Annotated in this window: 14 protein-coding genes, 3 rRNA genes, 1 other RNA gene and 1 pseudogene; 18 read left to right on the top strand and 1 reads right to left on the bottom strand. The window is 46.4% G+C overall.

Features of this window, described 5'->3' with window-relative positions:
• Positions 1–313: 313 nt before the first annotated feature.
• From acsA to LC065_RS04640, 5 genes and pseudogenes are all read left to right on the top strand, one after another.
• A pseudogene (acsA, locus tag LC065_RS04660) lies at positions 314–2,024 on the top strand (acetate--CoA ligase).
• Between the two features lie 161 nt (positions 2,025–2,185).
• A complete protein-coding gene (locus LC065_RS04655; protein WP_226593543.1) occupies positions 2,186–3,493 on the top strand; it encodes a purine/pyrimidine permease in 1,308 nt (435 codons plus the stop codon).
• Positions 3,494–3,523: 30 nt separating this feature from the next.
• Positions 3,524–4,843 (top strand): lysine N(6)-hydroxylase/L-ornithine N(5)-oxygenase family protein, encoded by a 1,320-nt coding sequence (locus LC065_RS04650; protein ID WP_226593544.1) that lies wholly within the window; start codon positions 3,524–3,526, stop codon positions 4,841–4,843.
• Between the two features lie 95 nt (positions 4,844–4,938).
• Positions 4,939–5,451, top strand: a complete 513-nt coding sequence (locus LC065_RS04645; protein ID WP_226593546.1) for a type 1 glutamine amidotransferase domain-containing protein — start codon at positions 4,939–4,941, stop codon at positions 5,449–5,451.
• A 372-nt stretch (positions 5,452–5,823) separates the two neighbouring features.
• Entirely contained in the window at positions 5,824–6,591 is a 768-nt protein-coding gene (locus LC065_RS04640; RefSeq protein ID WP_226593548.1) for a DUF3891 family protein, read from the top strand.
• Between the two features lie 70 nt (positions 6,592–6,661).
• On the opposite strand, the gene LC065_RS04635 is transcribed toward LC065_RS04640, so the two are convergent.
• Positions 6,662–7,948, bottom strand: a complete 1,287-nt coding sequence (locus LC065_RS04635; RefSeq protein WP_226593549.1) for a glycoside hydrolase family 18 protein — start codon at positions 7,946–7,948, stop codon at positions 6,662–6,664.
• A gap of 81 nt (positions 7,949–8,029) precedes the next feature.
• Here LC065_RS04635 and tadA point away from each other — a divergent pair, with 81 nt between their 5' ends.
• The 13 genes from tadA to LC065_RS04570 all read left to right on the top strand — a co-directional run bounded on the left by tadA (position 8,030) and on the right by LC065_RS04570 (position 19,481).
• Positions 8,030–8,512, top strand: a complete 483-nt coding sequence (gene tadA, locus LC065_RS04630; protein ID WP_226593551.1) for a tRNA adenosine(34) deaminase TadA — start codon at positions 8,030–8,032, stop codon at positions 8,510–8,512.
• Between the two features lie 50 nt (positions 8,513–8,562).
• Positions 8,563–8,828: signal recognition particle sRNA large type (gene ffs / locus LC065_RS04625), an RNA gene on the top strand.
• 134 nt (positions 8,829–8,962) lie between these two features.
• Entirely contained in the window at positions 8,963–10,690 is a 1,728-nt protein-coding gene (dnaX, locus tag LC065_RS04620; RefSeq protein WP_226593553.1) for a DNA polymerase III subunit gamma/tau, read from the top strand.
• Between the two features lie 25 nt (positions 10,691–10,715).
• Positions 10,716–11,033 (top strand): YbaB/EbfC family nucleoid-associated protein, encoded by a 318-nt coding sequence (locus LC065_RS04615; protein ID WP_035507411.1) that lies wholly within the window; start codon positions 10,716–10,718, stop codon positions 11,031–11,033.
• Positions 11,034–11,044: 11 nt separating this feature from the next.
• Positions 11,045–11,641 carry a recombination mediator RecR gene (gene recR, locus LC065_RS04610; RefSeq protein WP_146814432.1) on the top strand — a complete coding sequence of 199 codons (597 nt, stop codon included), beginning with the start codon at positions 11,045–11,047 and terminating at the stop codon, positions 11,639–11,641.
• A gap of 16 nt (positions 11,642–11,657) precedes the next feature.
• On the top strand, positions 11,658–11,873 hold the full coding sequence (locus LC065_RS04605; RefSeq protein WP_226593555.1) for a YaaL family protein: 216 nt from the start codon (positions 11,658–11,660) through the stop codon (positions 11,871–11,873).
• Positions 11,874–11,946: 73 nt separating this feature from the next.
• Complete coding sequence (locus LC065_RS04600) at positions 11,947–12,210, top strand: pro-sigmaK processing inhibitor BofA family protein (RefSeq protein WP_226593557.1); 264 nt, start codon at positions 11,947–11,949, stop codon at positions 12,208–12,210.
• 444 nt (positions 12,211–12,654) lie between these two features.
• A 16S ribosomal RNA gene (locus tag LC065_RS04595) occupies positions 12,655–14,213 on the top strand.
• 170 nt (positions 14,214–14,383) lie between these two features.
• A 23S ribosomal RNA gene (locus LC065_RS04590) occupies positions 14,384–17,299 on the top strand.
• A 90-nt stretch (positions 17,300–17,389) separates the two neighbouring features.
• Positions 17,390–17,503, top strand: a 5S ribosomal RNA gene (rrf, locus tag LC065_RS04585).
• The 16S, 23S and 5S rRNA genes sit together here, the layout of an rRNA operon.
• Before the next feature lie 167 nt (positions 17,504–17,670).
• Positions 17,671–17,853 carry a sigma factor G inhibitor Gin gene (locus LC065_RS04580; RefSeq protein ID WP_206948351.1) on the top strand — a complete coding sequence of 61 codons (183 nt, stop codon included), beginning with the start codon at positions 17,671–17,673 and terminating at the stop codon, positions 17,851–17,853.
• Positions 17,854–18,067: 214 nt separating this feature from the next.
• On the top strand, positions 18,068–18,412 hold the full coding sequence (locus LC065_RS04575) for an aminotransferase class I/II-fold pyridoxal phosphate-dependent enzyme (RefSeq protein ID WP_306163776.1): 345 nt from the start codon (positions 18,068–18,070) through the stop codon (positions 18,410–18,412).
• A complete protein-coding gene (locus LC065_RS04570; RefSeq protein ID WP_306163775.1) occupies positions 18,393–19,481 on the top strand; it encodes an aminotransferase class I/II-fold pyridoxal phosphate-dependent enzyme in 1,089 nt (362 codons plus the stop codon). Before LC065_RS04575 ends, LC065_RS04570 begins: the two co-directional genes overlap by 20 nt.
• Position 19,482 lies beyond the last annotated feature (1 nt).

Below are 19,482 nucleotides of genomic sequence, written 5' to 3'. Positions count from 1 at the left end.
GCTGCGGCTTATCATAAGACGTGGTCCTTAGTTTTTTATAGAGGGGTTGGCTAAGAAACCTCTACTATGAAGCTTTTATGCTCGTTTCATTATATAAACAGAGAAGAATGCTGTCAATTTACCTCGTTCCCTTGTCCTAATTCTGTAAATCTTTGGAGATAACTCTTTAAATGTGAGTAGAAATCCCCTACAATAGAAGTAATTCATAAAATTTTCAGAAAAGTATGCAGTTCGTGGCTCTGAAAGGATCAGAGCTTTCTTCAGCCACAAAGGGAAAACGTTTACAAAACATTCTTATGAGGTGATGATGAATATGGACATGAAACCAATTCCAGCTCGATCAGGCAATCACAACATGGAAAACTACAAAGAAGCGTATGAGAATTTCCAGTGGGAAGAAGTGAAAAAGAAGTTCTCATGGAACGAGACAGGCAAAGTAAACATTGCCTATGAAGCTGTCGATCGCCATGCAGAAAATCCTGATAAGAAAGATCAGGCAGCTCTGATCTACTCTGCACCGGATAGAGAAGAGACCCTTACTTTTGAAGATTTGAAGCTTAAAAGTAATCAATTCGCAAATGTACTGAAAAAACACAATATAGAAAAGGGCGATCGTGTCTTTCTTTTCATGCCGAGAAGCCCTGAGTTTTATGCCACATTCCTTGGCATTCTTAAGGTAGGAGCGATTGCTGGACCGCTGTTTGAAGCATTTATGGAACAAGCCGTACGAGATCGCTTGGAAGACAGTGAAGCGACGATGCTCATTACGACGCCTGAATTGCTTGAGCGTGTGCCGGCGGATGAGCTTCCGAACTTGAAGCAAGTCGTACTTGTCGGCGGCGATGCACCAGGCAACTACATTTCTTATGAAGAAGAAATGGAGAAAGCTTCGGATGAATTTGATATCGAGTGGGTGGACCTTGAAGACGGGATGCTCCTTCACTATACGTCTGGTTCAACAGGTAAGCCAAAAGGCGTCTATCATGTCCACAACGCTATGCTTCAACATTACCAAACAGGTAAATGGGTCCTGGATCTTAAAGAAGACGATGTGTACTGGTGTACTGCAGACCCAGGGCTGGGTAACAGGGACAAGCTACGGAATCTTTGCTCCGTGGTTAAATGGGGTGACGAATGTCATTCGTGGTGGACGATTCAGTCCTGATGATTGGTATGGAACGATTGCGGAGAAAAATGTTTCCGTCTGGTATTCCGCTCCGACTGCTTTCCGTAAACTATTGAGTGCTGGGGAAGGAGTGGCGAAAAAGCATGATCTCTCTTCCCTTCGCCATGTGTTAAGTGTGGGAGAACCGTTGAACCCTGAAGTTGTGACATGGGGGCTTTCGGCCTTTGATTTGCGTATCCATGATACATGGTGGATGACGGAAACTGGTGGTATGTTGATTTGTAACTATCCTGCGATGGATATGCGCCCGGGTTCCATGGGTAAACCGTTCCCTGGAATTGAAGCTGCCATCGTGGACAATGAAGGAAATGAACTCCCTGCCAATCAAATGGGGAACCTTGCGATCAAACAGGGTTGGCCGTCCATGATGCGTGCGGTGTGGAAGAATCCAGGGAAATATGAGAGTTATTTCTTGAATGGCTGGTACGTTTCCGGAGATAGCGCGTATCAAGACGAAGACGGTTATTTCTGGTTCCAAGGCCGTCTTGATGATGTTATTAACACTTCCGGTGAGCGTGTTGGACCGTTTGAAGTGGAGAGTAAGTTGATCGAACACGAAGCAGTAGCAGAAGCGGGAGTCATCGGTAAACCGGACCCAGAACGCGGGGAAATCATTAAAGCGTTCATCACCCTAAGAGAAGGCCATGAACAATCTGATGAACTGCTTGAAGACATCCGTCAGTTCGTCAAAAAAGGATTGAGTGCTCACGCCGCTCCAAGGGAGATTGAAATTAAGGATACGATTCCTAAAACACGCAGTGGTAAGATCATGAGACGTCTCCTGAAATCTTGGGAGCTTGGATTACCGACCGGCGATACTTCTACTCTTGAAGAGTAATAACGAAAGCACAGCCCCCTACAGGGTTGTGCTTTTTATTTTTTGGTGCTCGTGTGGAAGTTGTTTCACGTGGAACGACCAACAAGCGTGAGTCACATAATTTTCATGTATCCTATGGTAAGATATGGAGAGATATTACATAGATTGCAGGTGGCACAATGATGAAAGAAGGATCTACACGGTTTTTGGACGGCTCTTTAGAGACCGTTCAATGGTTCGTATTTCTGTTGGCGAGTGCAGTTGCCCTGCCCATTGTCATTGGTTCTATTTTTGAATTGAATTTCAATGAAGTAGCAGGATTGATGCAACGGACATTCTTTGTTGTCGGCATCGCTTCCTTCCTACAGGGCGTTTTCGGACACCGTCTTCCAATCATGGAAGGACCCGCCGGCCTTTGGATCAGTATTTTTGCTGTTATGGCTTATAGTGGGTCACAGTCCGGCAACAGTTATATGGAAACGTTACAAGTTCTCCAGGGGACTATGATATGGACAGGGATTTTTCTGTTCCTGTTTGGCGTATTACGTTTATCGCACCGGGTGCTTTTTGTGTTCACCCCACTCGTTACGGGTGCTTTTTTATTTTTACTGACCGTACAATTGAGCGGAACGTTTCTTCAGGGGATGTTAGGCATCCAGCAGTCGACAGAAGCAGTCGATGGAAAACAGGCGCTCGTTGCTTTTGTTACGCTTGCGCTTGTGCTCGGGTTATCGGTTATGGGAAAAGGTTGGTTGAAAAGTTTCGCTGTTTTGATTGGAATTGGTTTCGGATGGGTATTGTATGCCATGACATTCAATGGAGGTGCCAGTGAAACAGGTGGAACCTCAGCTTTTTCATTACCTGAAATTTTTGCTTGGGGACCACCTCAAATGACGTGGGGAACGCTCCCTTTAGGATTTATTACCGCTGTGATCTTATTGTCGAATCTGGTGGCCTCCATTATTGCGGTCAGTCATACCGTTTATGGAAAACCAAAATATACATATGATCAGGTTAATAAAGGAAGTAGTTTTCTAGGGATTAACCACGGTATTACAGCCATTTTTTCTGCAGTGGCTAATGTTTCCCTTGCTTCATCTTCTGGTTTTATGCAATTGACGGGGCAAAAAAGGAAGCGTCCTTTTTTATATGCTTCTTTATTATTAGTGTTGTTTTCGTTCTTCCCGCCGGTGGTGGCATTTATTTCTGGAATTCCCGCACCAGTAGCTAACGCAGCTTTGCTCGCAACTTTTGTCCAATTGATGGGACTTGGAATATCTAACATGACGAGTGAAACGCTCGATGAACGGAGACTCACCATTTTAGGTTTGTCTTTCTTACTGGGAATTGGACTCATGTTCATCCCGCCAGAAGCTTTCAGTGGTGTTCCAGGGGTTTTACAAAACTTACTGAGCAATGGATTGCTGGTCGGGACTGTACTCGTCATTGTTCTGGACCGTCTCTGGAAAGAATCAAAGACAGCATCATAGGGAAAATTGATGGTACAAGGAAGTGATGGAATGGAAAGTAAAATATATGATGTGATCGGGATCGGAATCGGTCCCTATAATTTAGGAATGGCCGCATTGCTTGATCAGACCGAAGATTTGGATGCTGTCTTTTTTGACAAGACCCCTGAGTTTGTATGGCATCCAGGCATGCTTATTGAAACGATGGATCTACAGGTCCCTTTTTTGGCGGACATGGTCTCGTTCGCGGACCCGAAAAGCCCTTATACCTTTATGAATTATTTGCACGAGCATGACCGGATGTTCCCTTTCTTCTTCCATCGTCATTTTGAAATCCCGCGCCAAGAATACAATCACTACATGCAGTGGGTAGCCAAGCAGTTGGATGGTCTGTTTTTCGGCCATACCGTCGTTGACGTGATGGACCATAAAGACGCGGCTGTTCCCCATTATGAAGTGGTGGTCAAAGAAACAGCAACGGGTGAGGAAAAGTATTACCAAGCCAAACATATTGTCATGGGGACTGGCAGCGAACCGTTGATTTTGGAAGGTATGGACCGATTACCGAACGAAGACGTGATGCATACGAGTCGCTACCTTTTCGAAAAAGATCATTTACTGAAATCAACACATGTGACCATTGTCGGATCGGGGCAGAGTGCTTTAGAGGTTTTCCTTGATTTATTAGAAGAGCAGGACAGACAGTCGGATATGAAATTGAGCCTCCTCACAAGATCTGGTGGGCTTTTTCAATTGGATACAGCTAAGTTTGCTCAAGAAATGTTTACACCGGAATTCGTCGATTACTTTCATGCCTTGAGTCTCCAACAACGTAAAGATGCTCTTGATACGCTCGGACCGCTTCGGAAAGGAATTGATCCTGATACACTCACGAGGCTGTATTCGAAGCTTTACCATAGAACAGCCGGTATGAAGGATAGCCGTGTCCTTATTCAACCGATGACTGAAATTACAGGGATTGAGGCGAAAGAAGACGGTTATTACCTGCACTGTAATCAGTGGCAGGAAGAAGTCGAGTATAAGTATCCAACGGAAAAAGTTGTGCTCGCCACAGGGTATAAACCTCATTTTCCTGATTGGTTCATGACCCGTTTTAAAGAAAAAATCCAATGGGAAGAGGATGGGATGTATAAAGTATCACGCGATTATCAGCTCCTCTTCAACGATGATCGTAACCATCATTTCTTTACGTTGACCGACCTCGTCCACTCACATGGAGCGGGAGCTACGAATTTAGGATTATCCGTACATCGGAATGTTCATATTATTAATAGGATTGCAGGGCGAGAGGTGTACCGGAACCAATCGGATACAACCTTCCAGCAGTTTTCTATGAAAGGCTTCGAATAACCATAAAGTGGAAAAATGGTTTTAAAATCATCTCATGGGGGAAGATATCCTATGTGTTTAAATTCAACCCATACATTCAAGGAGATGATTTAGATATGAGTAAGATTGCTTGTGTCATGACGTCCATGTTTGAAGATGTAGAATATACACAACCGGCAGAAGCATTCTCAAAAGAAGGCCACGAAGTAACGACCATTGAATGGGAAGCAGGCAAAGAAGTGGAAGGAAAACAAGGGGAAGCGTCCGTTAAAATTGATACATCCATCGATGACGTGAAACCGGAAGACTTTGATGCATTATTTATCCCTGGTGGTTTTTCACCTGATATTTTGCGTGGTGATGAGAAATTCGTTTCCTTTGCGAAACATTTTATGGATGAAAAGAAACCTGTATTCGCAATCTGCCATGGTCCACAACTATTGATTACGGCTAAAACTCTCGAAGGGCGCACAGCAACCGGGTTCAAATCCATTTCCGTTGATATGGAATATGCAGGCGTCAACTATGAGGATAAAGAAGTGGTTGTTTGTCAGAATCAGCTGGTCACAAGCCGCCAGCCCGATGATATTCCAGCCTTCAACCGCGAAGCAATAAAACTCTTGAAATAAACACCAGAAAGGCCATGAGGGAACTCCCCCATGGCCTTTTTCTTCGTCTTAATAAATCAACTGCCTTATTACATATAGGGTCCTGATTGTGGAGAACTCAGTTTCGAGATGACCGGGTTTCGTTTGCCATATATAGCGTCAGGGGTGGTTGGAAAGCGAGTCATTCCCCTCCGCCCCATTCACTCAATAAACATCTCGAAATCGAATCCTACACAATCCTGCCTTATTGTTAAAAAACGTTTACCAAAACAGTACCAATTTTGTAACCTGCTATTGTAGAGAGGAGAAGAAAGTTCCTATATAATGAAAGGAAGATCATAGATCGTTCTATATTACATACATGCATACGTATTGAAGGAGGAGGACCAAACGATGATTGTCATTGAGAAAGAACAACATTTTCACATGATTCCTCAGCATGAGCATGCCAAAATTTCAGCCGAAATCGTCACTCATTGGAAAAATAATTTTTTATTGCGCTCAAAATTGAGAGAAGAAGCAGATTGGGCGATTCAGCAGCACGACAGAGCCTGGATTCCACTGGATGATCATCCTGAATGGAATGAAGAAAAGCAGCGCCCTTATACGTTCGTCGATTATCCGTTAGAGAAAAAACTGCAAGCCTACCAGCGCGGGATAGAAGAGGTAGCCGACCGCTCCTTGTATGCTGGGATGCTCTGCAGTATGCACTACGCGTCGTTCTTTTCTAAAGATGATAAAAATCCGGCTATACAGACGTTTTTAGCTGAAGAAAAAACACGTCAGCAGGATCTTTTCGAATCAATGGAAATGGACATTCCCTATGATATCTATGACCTTCATTTTCGCCGGCTGCAATTTTGTGATGATTTGTCCCTTTATGTATGCATGCAGGAACCTGGAACACCCAAGGAAGAAGAAGTTCCATGGTTCAAAAACGGCTTCAGGCAGTCTTTTGATTTCGCTCCTGCTGGCATAATCGCTCGCTGGGTGGATCATGAGAATGTTTCCGTTCACCCTTTTCCATTTGAGAAGCCGTTCAGCATCGAGGTTCCTTACCGTCAAGTACCAAAAAGGGAAATAGAAGAAAAAGGTCTATCTCAAGCGTTTCACGATACAGAGGTTCAAACGTATATTGTTACTTTTGTAAAAAAAGAATAGTCACTTACAATTCCGAAGTGTAAGTGACTGTTTCATTTTTTTCTGACCGTTCGCAGGCAAGGGGCTCTCTTTACTTCTTATCGATACTGAATTGTCCATTGAGCAACACCCAGTTTTGAGGGAAGGAAAGTCCCAGTTTCCAGTAGCTGATGCCAAGAAGACTCCGATCTTTGATCAAGTCGAATTTTCGTTGAATCGAGCGGGCGTCTTCAAACCATACTTCGTGTTTCTTTCCGTTGTTATCGGTATAAGTGAAGTAAGGGGCTTGCTCTTCCTTATCATAGGAAATCGGTACATTGTTCTCTCTCGCAATTTGAATGGCCTGCTGTGGACTAATGGCTTTGGCGAACTCTCCACCAGGCTCATAAGGAAGGGTCCAGTCATAGCCATATAAATTTTGACCGAGAAGAATTTTTTCTGCGGGCATTTCTGTCAACGCATAATCGACCACTTCTGTAACGGGACCGATAGGAGCTACGGCACGTGGAGGACCGCCGCTGTATCCCCATTCATAAGTCATTAAAACGACGAAGTCTACAATTTCTCCGTGCGCTTTGTAGTCATGGGCTTCATACCAGGCTCCTTTTTGTTCGGCACTCGTTTTTGGAGCAAGAGCGGTAGAAATGAGTAAGCCTTCCGCTCCCAATCTCTTTTTCGCTTTTCTTAGAAACTGGTTATAGTTCTCTTTCATTTCAGGAGGGAGAAACTCCATATCAAAGTGGACGTCCTTAAACCCTACTTGCTTGGTCGTTTGAATGATATTGTCGAGCAGTTTATCCTGCAGGGCTTCATCAGAAAGAATTTTCCTGCCTAATTCAGCATTGAATCCATCTTCCGCCAGGTTTGTGACGACCATCATAAGAGCCGTATCATTTTGTTGAGCAATTTCTTTGAAGTTATCAAGCGGCGGTGCCTTCAACGAAGCATCTTCTTGAATCTCATAACTGAATGGAGCCATGTAGGTCAGTGATCCCGCCCTGTTTTCAGCAGAAGCACGAAGTGTGTCAGAAACTTCCTCGCCGTAGGGCTCAATATAAGCATTCGCTGTAATTGGTCTCGGTGGCTCATCTGGAATGTAAAGACGTAAACCAACAGAAAGAGGGGCTCCGACTTGAAGTCCGTTTACCTGAGCAAGCTTTTCAGCCGTGGTATTGAACTTTTGAGCAATGGAATATAAGCTGTCCCCTTGCTGGACAAAATAAAATTGGCCGACAATCGGTATGACCAGAGCCTGACCGATGACAAGGTCTCCCGGGGTTTCCAGCTCATTGGCCTCGATAATGGCGTTTGGCGTACTATCGTAGAGACCAGCAATGGAGAATACCGAATCTCCTTCTTGAACGACGTGGATTTGCATATGGATTCGCTCCTTTCTCATCTTTAATAATGTATGAGAGGGGAAAACGGAATTATTCTTGAAAATCACAGGAGGATCATCATGCTTGGCGATGAACATTATATGAAACTGGCGTTAGAAGAAGCTGAAAAAGCAGAGTTGGAAGGGGAAGTTCCGATTGGTGCTGTCATCGTAAAAGATGGGGAAGTGATCGCCACAGGATACAATCAGAGAGAAACCTCCCAGTTGGCATCGTCCCACGCTGAATTTATTGCGATTGAAAGGGCGAACCAGCAAGTAGGCAGTTGGAGGCTTGAGGAATGTACGTTGTATGTCACTTTAGAGCCTTGTCCAATGTGTGCAGGTGCAATCTTGCAATCGAGAATTCCAAGGGTGGTTTATGGTGCTAAGGATCCGAAAGCAGGTTGTGCAGGGACGCTTCTTAACCTATTAGATGACAACCGCTTCAATCATAAATCAGAAGTTCTACCGGGAGTTATGGAAGAAACATGTGGAAAAATATTAACGGATTTCTTCCGTCATCTGCGTGAGCGCAAGAAAAACAAACCATCGACTAATAATTGACAGTGTTTTATCATTGCATTTTTCTCAAAAACTCGCTATACTTGTTTATGCCGTGCTAAGCGGGGAGGTAGCGGTGCCCTGTACTCGCAATCCGCTATAGCGAGGCCGAATCCCCGTCCGAGGTGGTGCGGCCTTAAGGTCTGCCTTATGTGAGTGGTGTTGACACCCAGGTCCTGCGCAACGGGAATCAGTGAATCCTGTCAGGTCCGGAAGGAAGCAGCAGTAAGCTGTCTCTCCCGTGTGCCGTGGGAGTGCCTGGGTCGAGCCACAACCATAAGTAACGCTTAGGGCCACATCATCGAAGATGGGTGCACGGCATTACATAAGCAAACACAAAGAGCTGTTATGATCCATTCATAACAGCTCTTTTTTATACCTATTTTCGAAGGTTCACATCACAACCTTGAATCAGGTATAATGAGGAAGAGACTATTAAGGGAGAACGGTTTTATGAGCTATCAGGCTTTATATCGCGTATGGCGGCCGCGGAATTTTGAAGGAGTCGTCGGACAAACGCATATTACACGGACACTGCAGAATGCGATTGAGCAGAATAAATTTTCGCATGCGTATTTATTCTCTGGACCGAGGGGGACAGGGAAAACGAGTGCTGCCAAAATTTTCGCTAAAGCCGTCAACTGCGAGCGTTCCCCTGTGAAGGAACCGTGTAATGAATGTGATGCTTGCCTGGGTATTCAGGATGGATCGATCTCAGATGTCATTGAAATTGATGCCGCTTCAAACAATGGCGTCGAGCAAATCAGGGAAATCCGGGACAAGGTGAAATATGCTCCTAGTGCGGTGCCTTACAAAGTGTACATCATCGATGAGGTTCATATGCTTTCCATGGGGGCTTTTAACGCCTTATTGAAAACATTAGAGGAACCTCCAAAGCATGTCATATTCATTCTAGCAACAACGGAGCCTCATAAAATTCCATTGACGATCATATCCAGATGTCAACGATTCGATTTTAAGCGGATTTCGCAAAAAGCAATGGTTGAACGAATGGAAAAAATCACATCGGTTGAAGAAATCGCCATTGCAAGAGAAGCATTGGAGATTGTAGCGCTCACAGCAGAAGGTGGAATGCGTGACGCTTTGAGTCTACTTGATCAGGCGATTTCCTACAGTGAAGATGAAGTGACGATTGACGACGTTCTCGCGGTGACGGGTTCCGTTTCTCAAAGTAAATTAACAGCGGTTTTGCAGGCGCTTCACAACCAGGATGCAAGAGCGGCTCTTGAAGCGGTGGATGACTTGATTCAACAAGGAAAAGATCCAGGCCGCTTTGTTTTCGATCTTATCTATTATTTGAGGGATCTGCTTTTATTCCAGAGTGCTCCAGACCTTGAGCATAATTTGGAAAGAGCGATTCCTGATGAAGCTTTCAAAAGCTTATCCGGCGAATTGTCGCCGGCCTGGATTCAGCAAGCGATCCGCGAGCTGAACCGTTGCCAGCAGGAAATGAAATGGACGACGAGCCCGAAAGTTTTCATAGAAATCGCCATGCTTAATATGGTGGAAGTTCAGGCGGGACCGGCCCAAGGACAGCCGGTTCAATCAGAAGCTGTGGATCAGCTGACAAGAAAGCTTGAAGGCCTTGAAAAGGAGCTTGCCACCCTGAAAGAAAAAGGGATCAGCGCAACGGCACAACCACAGTCGGCCCCGAAGAAGCGGACCCCTGCAAAATCCGGGAAAAAAGGGTATAATGTTCCTTATGAACGTATTCGCCAAGTGTTGAATGAAGCGTCCAAGGAAGATATTAAGAATGTTCAGGGACGCTGGGCGGACTTTATGGAAGCTCTGAAGCGGACGAACGCTCCGGCCCATGCAACACTTTTGAATAGTAAGCCGAGAGCTGCCTCTTCGAAAGCGCTTGTGCTTGCTTTCCGGTATGATATCCATTGTTCATTGGCATCGGAACACCAGAAGACCATTGAGCCATTGCTGACGGAATTCATTGGGAAACCGTTGACGATCATTCCGATCCCTGAACAGAATTGGCAGGAAATCAGGGAAGAATACGTCCGGAAACAGAAACAATCATCTGACGAAGGCTCTGGAGTAGAAGGGGAAGAAAGTGAAACGTCTTCATCCCAAGCAGGCGAAGAGGATCCTTTAGTTTCAGAAGCCCGAAAACTAGTCGGAGATGATTTAATAGAAGTCCAAGATTAACAGCTATTTAAAGGAGGAATGCTCCATGCGTGGTGGAGGAAACATGAATAACATGATGAAACAAATGCAAAAAATGCAGAAGAAAATGATGAAGGCTCAAGAAGAGCTTTATGAAATGACATTCGAATCTTCTGCAGGTGGCGGTATGGTTAAAGTGACCGCGAACGGCAAGAAAGAAATCACCGACGTGGCTATTGATGAAGAGGTCGTTGATCCAGATGATGTAGAAATGCTGCAGGACTTGATCATTACAGCAACAAATGACGTATTGAAGCAAGTGGATGATAAAACGAATGATACTATGGGACAATTCACGAAAGGTATGCCTGGAGGAATGTTCTAGGAGGAATTTTCATGTATTACCCGGAACCTATATCAAAACTGATCGACAGTTTTACGAAACTGCCAGGAATCGGACCGAAGACGGCTGTTCGCCTGGCTTTTTTCGTTTTAGAAATGGAAGAGGATGATGTCCTCGATTTTGCCAAATCACTAGTCAATGCCAAAAGGGAACTCACTCATTGTTCCATTTGCGGGCACATTACAGACCAGGACCCTTGCTCCATCTGTCAGGATGAATCGAGAGATCAAACGTTGATTTGTGTCGTTCAGGATCCAAAGGATGTCATCGCAATGGAAAAAATGAAAGAATTCAGTGGGAAATATCACGTGCTTCACGGAGCTATTTCGCCTATGGATGGCATCGGTCCAGAAGATATTAACGTAGCAAGCCTGATTAACCGGTTGAAGGATGAGGGAATTGAGGAATTGATTCTCGCAACGAACCCGAACATCGAAGGGGAAGCGACAGCGATGTATATTTCTCGCCTCGTGAAACCTTCTGGTATTCGCATGACGAGAATTGCTCATGGTCTTCCGGTCGGGGGCGATCTTGAATACGCAGACGAAGTGACCCTGTCCAAAGCTCTTGAAGGACGAAGAGAACTTTAGGAGAGGGGGAGAAGGTTTGTTTGGCAGAAAGAAAACAGTGAAAAAAGAAATGGATCGAGAACTCCTCCTTCATATTAAAGAGTTGAAGCGGGAGTGGGAAACTTTAAACACGATCATTGAACAAAGCATCGAACCGAGTGACGAAGGCTTAAATGATTTAGCGGTCGTCAAAGCGAAGTATTTCTACCTATTAAGAGAAGCAAGATTCAGAGGAATCAATGCGTTGTCTTAATTGATGTACTACCCTCTTGTCTACGAGCATAGACTGTTGATAGAACAGTTTGTTGGACAAGGGGGGGTTTTTTATGGATCCGGTACTCGTCATTCTTTTATTAGGACTGGCCATCCCGTTATTACTCATTATAGGCATGCCGGCCAAGCCGTTGAAGGTTGTAGGGCAGGTAATGACCAGGCTGATTGTAGCTGTCATTCTTTTGTTTTTTGTGAACCTGTTCGGTGCCCAATTCGGGTTGCACGTTCCGATCAATGGTTTTACGGCAGTCGTATCAGCTGTACTAGGGGTTCCTGGAGTACTGTCTTTAACAGCAATTCATTTTTGGGTCATCTAAAGGGGGAAGCTTATATGCTTCGCCTTTTTGTTTTGTGGCAAATCCTCTGTAATTAGATCTTTCCTTATTACAAGATTTAACGTCTGGGGAGTTTAAGAACCTTCTTTATGAGTGGGAGTTTTCGATAGAAGAAACATTCTATTAAAATATAAATCTTTTTTATAAAAACCTATTGCGTCATCCGGAATGCCATGATATATTATTACTTGTCGCGTTAAGAGAGCGGCAAGCCGCGAACGGCTTAACAAAATAAATCATAAAAAGTTGTTGACGAAAACAACTACACATGATATATTAATTAAGTCGCTGTTTTGAAGCGGCAAACAAAACATTTGATCTTTGAAAACTGAACGAACCAACCAGTACGTCAAAACATTTCTTCTTTATAGAAGAGATTTGAAACAAAGCACATTCGGTGTGCAAATGAGCAAGTCAAACTTAACTTTTATGGAGAGTTTGATCCTGGCTCAGGACGAACGCTGGCGGCGTGCCTAATACATGCAAGTCGAGCGCGGGAAGCGAGTGAATCCCTTCGGGGTGAAGCTCGTGGAACGAGCGGCGGACGGGTGAGTAACACGTGGGCAACCTGCCTGTAAGATCGGAATAACCCCGGGAAACCGGGGCTAATGCCGGGTAATACTTTCTTTCGCATGAAGGAAAGTTGAAAGATGGCTTCTTGCTATCACTTACAGATGGGCCCGCGGCGCATTAGCTAGTTGGTGAGGTAACGGCTCACCAAGGCGACGATGCGTAGCCGACCTGAGAGGGTGATCGGCCACACTGGGACTGAGACACGGCCCAGACTCCTACGGGAGGCAGCAGTAGGGAATCTTCCGCAATGGACGAAAGTCTGACGGAGCAACGCCGCGTGAACGATGAAGGTCTTCGGATCGTAAAGTTCTGTTGTTAGGGAAGAACAAGTACCGTGCGAATAGAGCGGTACCTTGACGGTACCTAACGAGGAAGCCCCGGCTAACTACGTGCCAGCAGCCGCGGTAATACGTAGGGGGCAAGCGTTGTCCGGAATTATTGGGCGTAAAGCGCGCGCAGGCGGTTCCTTAAGTCTGATGTGAAAGCCCACGGCTCAACCGTGGAGGGTCATTGGAAACTGGGGAACTTGAGGACAGAAGAGGAGAGTGGAATTCCACGTGTAGCGGTGAAATGCGTAGATATGTGGAGGAACACCAGTGGCGAAGGCGACTCTCTGGTCTGTTTCTGACGCTGAGGTGCGAAAGCGTGGGTAGCAAACAGGATTAGATACCCCAGTCCACGCCGTAAACGATGAGTGCTAGGTGTTAGGGGCTTCCACCCCTTAGTGCTGAAGTTAACGCATTAAGCACTCCGCCTGGGAGTACGGCCGCAAGGCTGAAACTCAAAGGAATTGACGGGGGCCCGCACAAGCGGTGGAGCATGTGGTTTAATTCGAAGCAACGCGAAGAACCTTACTAGGTCTTGACATCCTTGGACAACCCTAGAGATAGGGCTTTCCCTTCGGGGACCAAGTGACAGGTGGTGCATGGTTGTCGTCAGCTCGTGTCGTGAGATGTTGGGTTAAGTCCCGCAACGAGCGCAACCCCTAATCTTAGTTGCCAGCATTTAGTTGGGCACTCTAAGGTGACTGCCGGTGACAAACCGGAGGAAGGCGGGGATGACGTCAAATCATCATGCCCCTTATGACCTGGGCTACACACGTGCTACAATGGATGGTACAAAGGGCAGCGAAGCCGCGAGGTGTAGCAAATCCCATAAAACCATTCTCAGTTCGGATTGCAGGCTGCAACTCGCCTGCATGAAGCCGGAATCGCTAGTAATCGCGGATCAGCATGCCGCGGTGAATACGTTCCCGGGCCTTGTACACACCGCCCGCACACCACGAGAGTTGGCAACACCCGAAGTCGGTGAGGTAACCTTTTTGGAGCCAGCCGCCGAAGGTGGGGCCAATGATTGGGGTGAAGTCGTAACAAGGTAGCCGTATCGGAAGGTGCGGCTGGATCACCTCCTTTCTAAGGATATAACGGAAACGTACTGTGTTGGTTGTTCAGTTTTGAGAGATCAAACGATCTTTCAACTTGTGAACCTTGAAAACTGGATAAGGAATCATTGTTTCATCTAACGATGAGACATTTGATGACAAGACATCTAATTGAAATTGTAAACGTCTTTTCACGAAGATAGTTAAGTGAATAAGGGCGCACGGTGGATGCCTTGGTACTAGGAGCCGATGAAGGACGGGACTAACACCGATATGCTCCGGCGAGCCGTAAGTAGGCTTTGACCCGGAGATTTCCGAATGGGGAAACCCACTGTTCGTAATGGAACAGTATCCTATACTGAATACATAGGTATAGGCAGGCACACCCGGGGAACTGAAACATCTAAGTACCCGGAGGAAGAGAAAGCAAACGCGATTTCCCAAGTAGCGGCGAGCGAAACGGAATCAGCCCAAACCAGAAAGCTTGCTTTCTGGGGTTGTAGGACACTCCATTGGAGTTACCAAAGAGGAAGATAGGCGAATCGATCTGGAAAGGTCAGCCAGAGCAGGTAACAGCCCTGTAGTCGAAATCTTTCTCTCTCCGGAGTGGATCCTGAGTACGGCGGAACACGAGGAATTCCGTCGGAATCCGGGAGGACCATCTCCCAAGGCTAAATACTCCCTAGTGACCGATAGTGAACCAGTACCGTGAGGGAAAGGTGAAAAGCACCCCGGAAGGGGAGTGAAAGAGAACCTGAAACCGTGTGCCTACAAGTAGTCGGAGCCCGTTAATGGGTGACGGCGTGCCTTTTTGTAGAATGAACCGGCGAGTTACGACCGTATGCGAGGTTAAGCAGCAGAAGCGGAGCCGCAGCGAAAGCGAGTCTGAATAGGGCGAGTGAGTATGCGGTCGTAGACCCGAAACCGTGTGATCTACCCATGTCCAGGGTGAAGGTCAGGTAACACTGACTGGAGGCCCGAACCCACGTAAGTTGAAAATTACGGGGATGAGGTGTGGGTAGGGGTGAAATGCCAATCGAACACGGAGATAGCTGGTTCTCTCCGAAATAGCTTTAGGGCTAGCCTCAGAATAGAAAGTCATGGAGGTAGAGCACTGATTGGACGAGGGGCCCCTATCGGGTTACCGAATTCAGTCAAACTCCGAATGCCATAGACTTTGTTCTGGGAGTCAGACCGTGGGTGATAAGGTTCATGGTCGAGAGGGAAACAGCCCAGACCGCCAGCTAAGGTCCCAAAGTGTGTGTTAAGTGGAAAAGGATGTGGAGTTGCTTAGACAACTGGGATGTTGGCTTAGAAGCAGCCATCATTCAAAGAGTGCGTAATAGCTCACTGGTCGAGTGACTCTGCGCCGAAAATGTACCGGGGCTAAACACACCACCGAAGCTGCGGATTGATCTTATGATCAGTGGTAGGAGAGCGTTCTAAGGGCCGTGAAGTCAGACCGTAAGGACTGGTGGAGCGCTTAGAAGTGAGAATGCCGGTATGAGTAGCGAAAAAAGAGTGAGAATCTCTTTCACCGAATGCCTAAGGTTTCCTGAGGAAGGCTCGTCCTCTCAGGGTTAGTCGGGACCTAAGCCGAGGCCGAAAGGCGTAGGCGATGGACAACAGGTTGATATTCCTGTACCACCTCCTTTCCGTTTGAACGACGGGGGGACGCAGGAGGATAAGGAGAGCGCGCCACTGGATGTGCGCGTCCAAGCAGTGAGACGGTCGGATAGGCAAATCCGTCCGGCAACGTCAAGCTGTGATGGGGAGGGAAATATAGTACCGAAGCTCCTGAGTTCACACTGCCAAGAAAATCCTCTAGTGAGGAAAGAGGTGCCCGTACCGCAAACCGACACAGGTAGGCGAGGAGAGGATCCTAAGGTGAGCGGGAGAACTCTCGTTAAGGAACTCGGCAAAATGACCCCGTAACTTCGGGAGAAGGGGTGCTCCTCTGCCGAGGAGCCGCAGTGAAAAGGCCCAAGCGACTGTTTACCAAAAACACAGGTCTCTGCGAAGCCGTAAGGCGAAGTATAGGGGCTGACACCTGCCCGGTGCTGGAAGGTTAAGGGGATGCGTTAGCTTATGCGAAGCGTTGAACCGAAGCCCCAGTAAACGGCGGCCGTAACTATAACGGTCCTAAGGTAGCGAAATTCCTTGTCGGGTAAGTTCCGACCCGCACGAAAGGTGCAACGACTTGGGCACTGTCTCAACGAGAGACCCGGTGAAATTATACTATGTGTGAAGATGCACATTACCCGCGACAGGACGGAAAGACCCCGTGGAGCTTTACTGTAGCCTGATATTGAATGTTGGTACAGCTTGTACAGGATAGGTAGGAGCCTTGGAAGCCGGAGCGCTAGCTTCGGTGGAGGCGCTGGTGGGATACTACCCTGGCTGTACGGACATTCTAACCTGGACCGTAATCCGGTCCGGAGACAGTGTCAGGTGGGCAGTTTGACTGGGGCGGTCGCCTCCCAAAAGGTAACGGAGGCGCCCAAAGGTTCCCTCAGAATGGTTGGAAATCATTCGCAGAGTGTAAAGGCACAAGGGAGCTTGACTGCGAGACCTACAAGTCGAGCAGGGACGAAAGTCGGGCTTAGTGATCCGGCGGTTCCGCATGGAAGGGCCGTCGCTCAACGGATAAAAGCTACCCCGGGGATAACAGGCTTATCTCCCCCAAGAGTCCACATCGACGGGGAGGTTTGGCACCTCGATGTCGGCTCATCGCATCCCGGGGCTGTAGTCGGTCCCAAGGGTTGGGCTGTTCGCCCATTAAAGCGGTACGCGAGCTGGGTTCAGAACGTCGTGAGACAGTTCGGTCCCTATCCGTCGTGGGCGTTGGAAATTTGAAAGGAGCTGTCCTTAGTACGAGAGGACCGGGATGGACACACCGCTGGTGTACCAGTTGTTCCGCCAGAAGCATCGCTGGGTAGCTACGTGTGGTCGGGATAAGTGCTGAAAGCATCTAAGCATGAAGCCCCCCTTGAGATGAGATTTCCCTTACCTATAAGGTAATAAGATCCCTCAGAGACGATGAGGTTGATAGGTCCGAGGTGGAAGCGTGGTGACACGTGGAGCTGACGGATACTAATGGATCGATGACTTATCTATCTGATTATAATCATTCGTGAATGACAATTGCTTTTCAAACAAGATGTTTCCTTATCCAGTTTTGAGGGTTCACCTCAAACTTTATATTGATGTGGTGGTGAAGGCGAAGAGGTCACACCTGTTCCCATGCCGAACACAGCAGTTAAGCTCTTCAGCGCCGATGGTAGTCGGGTTTACCCCCGTGAGAGTAGGACGCCGCCACGTCATTTGAAAATCTTCAGGACTTATTCCTGAAGATTTTTTGTTTTATATTAAAACTCATTCCACTTCTTCTATTAGAAATCTACTTTCTTTAAATTTCATGTATAAGGTTGATAGATTCGGAGATACTAAGTGTAAAGGCTTAGTGATTAAAGAGAGGAGGAGAACGAGTGAGTCGTAAAGATCATTGCAGTATTTGTGAGAGAGAAACAGAAAAGGGAATTTATCTATTACGAGTTTTTATTTGTGAAGATTGTGAGGAAGAGATGATCGACACACCTGCTGATGACCCGAAATATGATTACTTTGTGAAACGTATGGCCAAAGCCCATCGTTCGATGATTCCGTCTTAATATAAATGAGCGTAGCAGCTATGAAGAAGAATACACATCCATCCTTGTATGCAGGGTGGATTTTTTATTGTCTAGAAAGATAAAATCCATTCGAGCCAAAGCTTATTTATATGCTTCGTGTCCATCAGAGATCCTGATCCTTTGTTCCAGGCCGATGTGTATTGCTTGTCTGGGACTATTTATGTAAGCTTGAACATGGAAGAAGGTGATTTATATGGACCCCACATATATGCCGCTGTACGAAGCGCTTAAACGGAATATAGAACGAAATCCTTTATCTTTTCATGTCCCTGGCCACAAGTATGGAAAAGTGTTTGAGAAGCAGGCGCATGAAAAGTTTCAATCAATCTTACAGTTGGATGCCACGGAAGTAGAAGGTCTGGATGATCTGCATGCTCCCGAAGGTGTGATTCAAGAAGCTCAACAAATGGCGAGTGATTTTTTTAATAGTGATCACACCTTTTTCCTAGTCAATGGTACAACGGTCGGTAACATGGCTATGATTTTATCTGTTTGTCAACCTGGGGGAAGAGATTATTGTGCAGAGAAACTGTCATAAGTCTGTACTGAATGCTCTTGAACTTTCGGGTGCATCCCCTGTATTTATTTCTCCAAGGTACGAAAAAGAAACAGGACGCCATAGTCACGTTTCCCATCGGGATGTCGAGCAAGCATTGAAGGACCACCCTGAAAGTAAAGCCGTGTTTTTGACATATCCGGATTACTTTGGAAGGACATATTTGGAAAAGATTGCAGAAGTCATTCATAGCTACCGTATCCCCTTACTGGTTGATGAGGCTCATGGGGTTCATTTTCAATTGGGAAACTCCTTCCCAAAGGCTGCCTTAACGGCAGGCGCGGATAGTGTGGCCCAGTCTGCCCATAAGATGGCCCCAGCGATGACCATGGCTTCATTCCTTCACGTACAAGGAGACAGAATGGATCTGAACCGGGTTCGTCATTATTTGCAAATGCTCCAGTCGAGCAGTCCTTCCTATCCCCTTATGGCGAGCTTAGACGTGGCAAGGGCCTATTTAGCTTCATGGAAGCCCTCTGATAAGGAAAACTTGTTTGATTACTTAGAAAAAGTGAAGTCCTTGTTCAAGTCGTATAACTATTGGGAAGTAAGAGCTACGGATGATCCGTTGAAGCTTACGTTGGAGGTTCGAAGCGAAACAGGTTTTGACTGGGCGGATGCCTTGGATACCGTGGGAATTGTCCCGGAACTTGCAACAACGAATCAAGTTTTGCTCGTGTTTGGGCTCGCCCCGAGTGTAGATTTGATGCTATTGGAAGAACGGCTCAAGACCTTGGATTCCCAATTAAAAAAGCGAAGAAACCGTGCTACAATAATAGAGGATCAAATCCAATTTCCAGTGGTTCAGAAGCTGGAATACAGCTATTCGTTCATGCAAAGAATGGATGTGGTGAGAGTGGGTTGGCAAGAAGCTGCAGGATATGTGGCAGCAGAAGCCATCATTCCATATCCACCAGGCATTCCTTTAGTCATGAAAGGAGAGCGGTTGAATGAGCAGCACGTAGCTCAGGTGCACGCTTTGTTGAGTCAGGGTGCACGCTTTCAAAATACAGGTATGGAACAAGGTGTTCTTGTTTTTAAAGGAGAATAGA

The organism is Halobacillus litoralis, assembly GCF_020524085.2.
Taxonomy (GTDB): domain Bacteria; phylum Bacillota; class Bacilli; order Bacillales; family Halobacillaceae; genus Halobacillus; species Halobacillus litoralis_E.
Note: the sequence above shows the minus strand (reverse complement) of the source record. Positions and strands in the feature narration are given on the sequence as shown.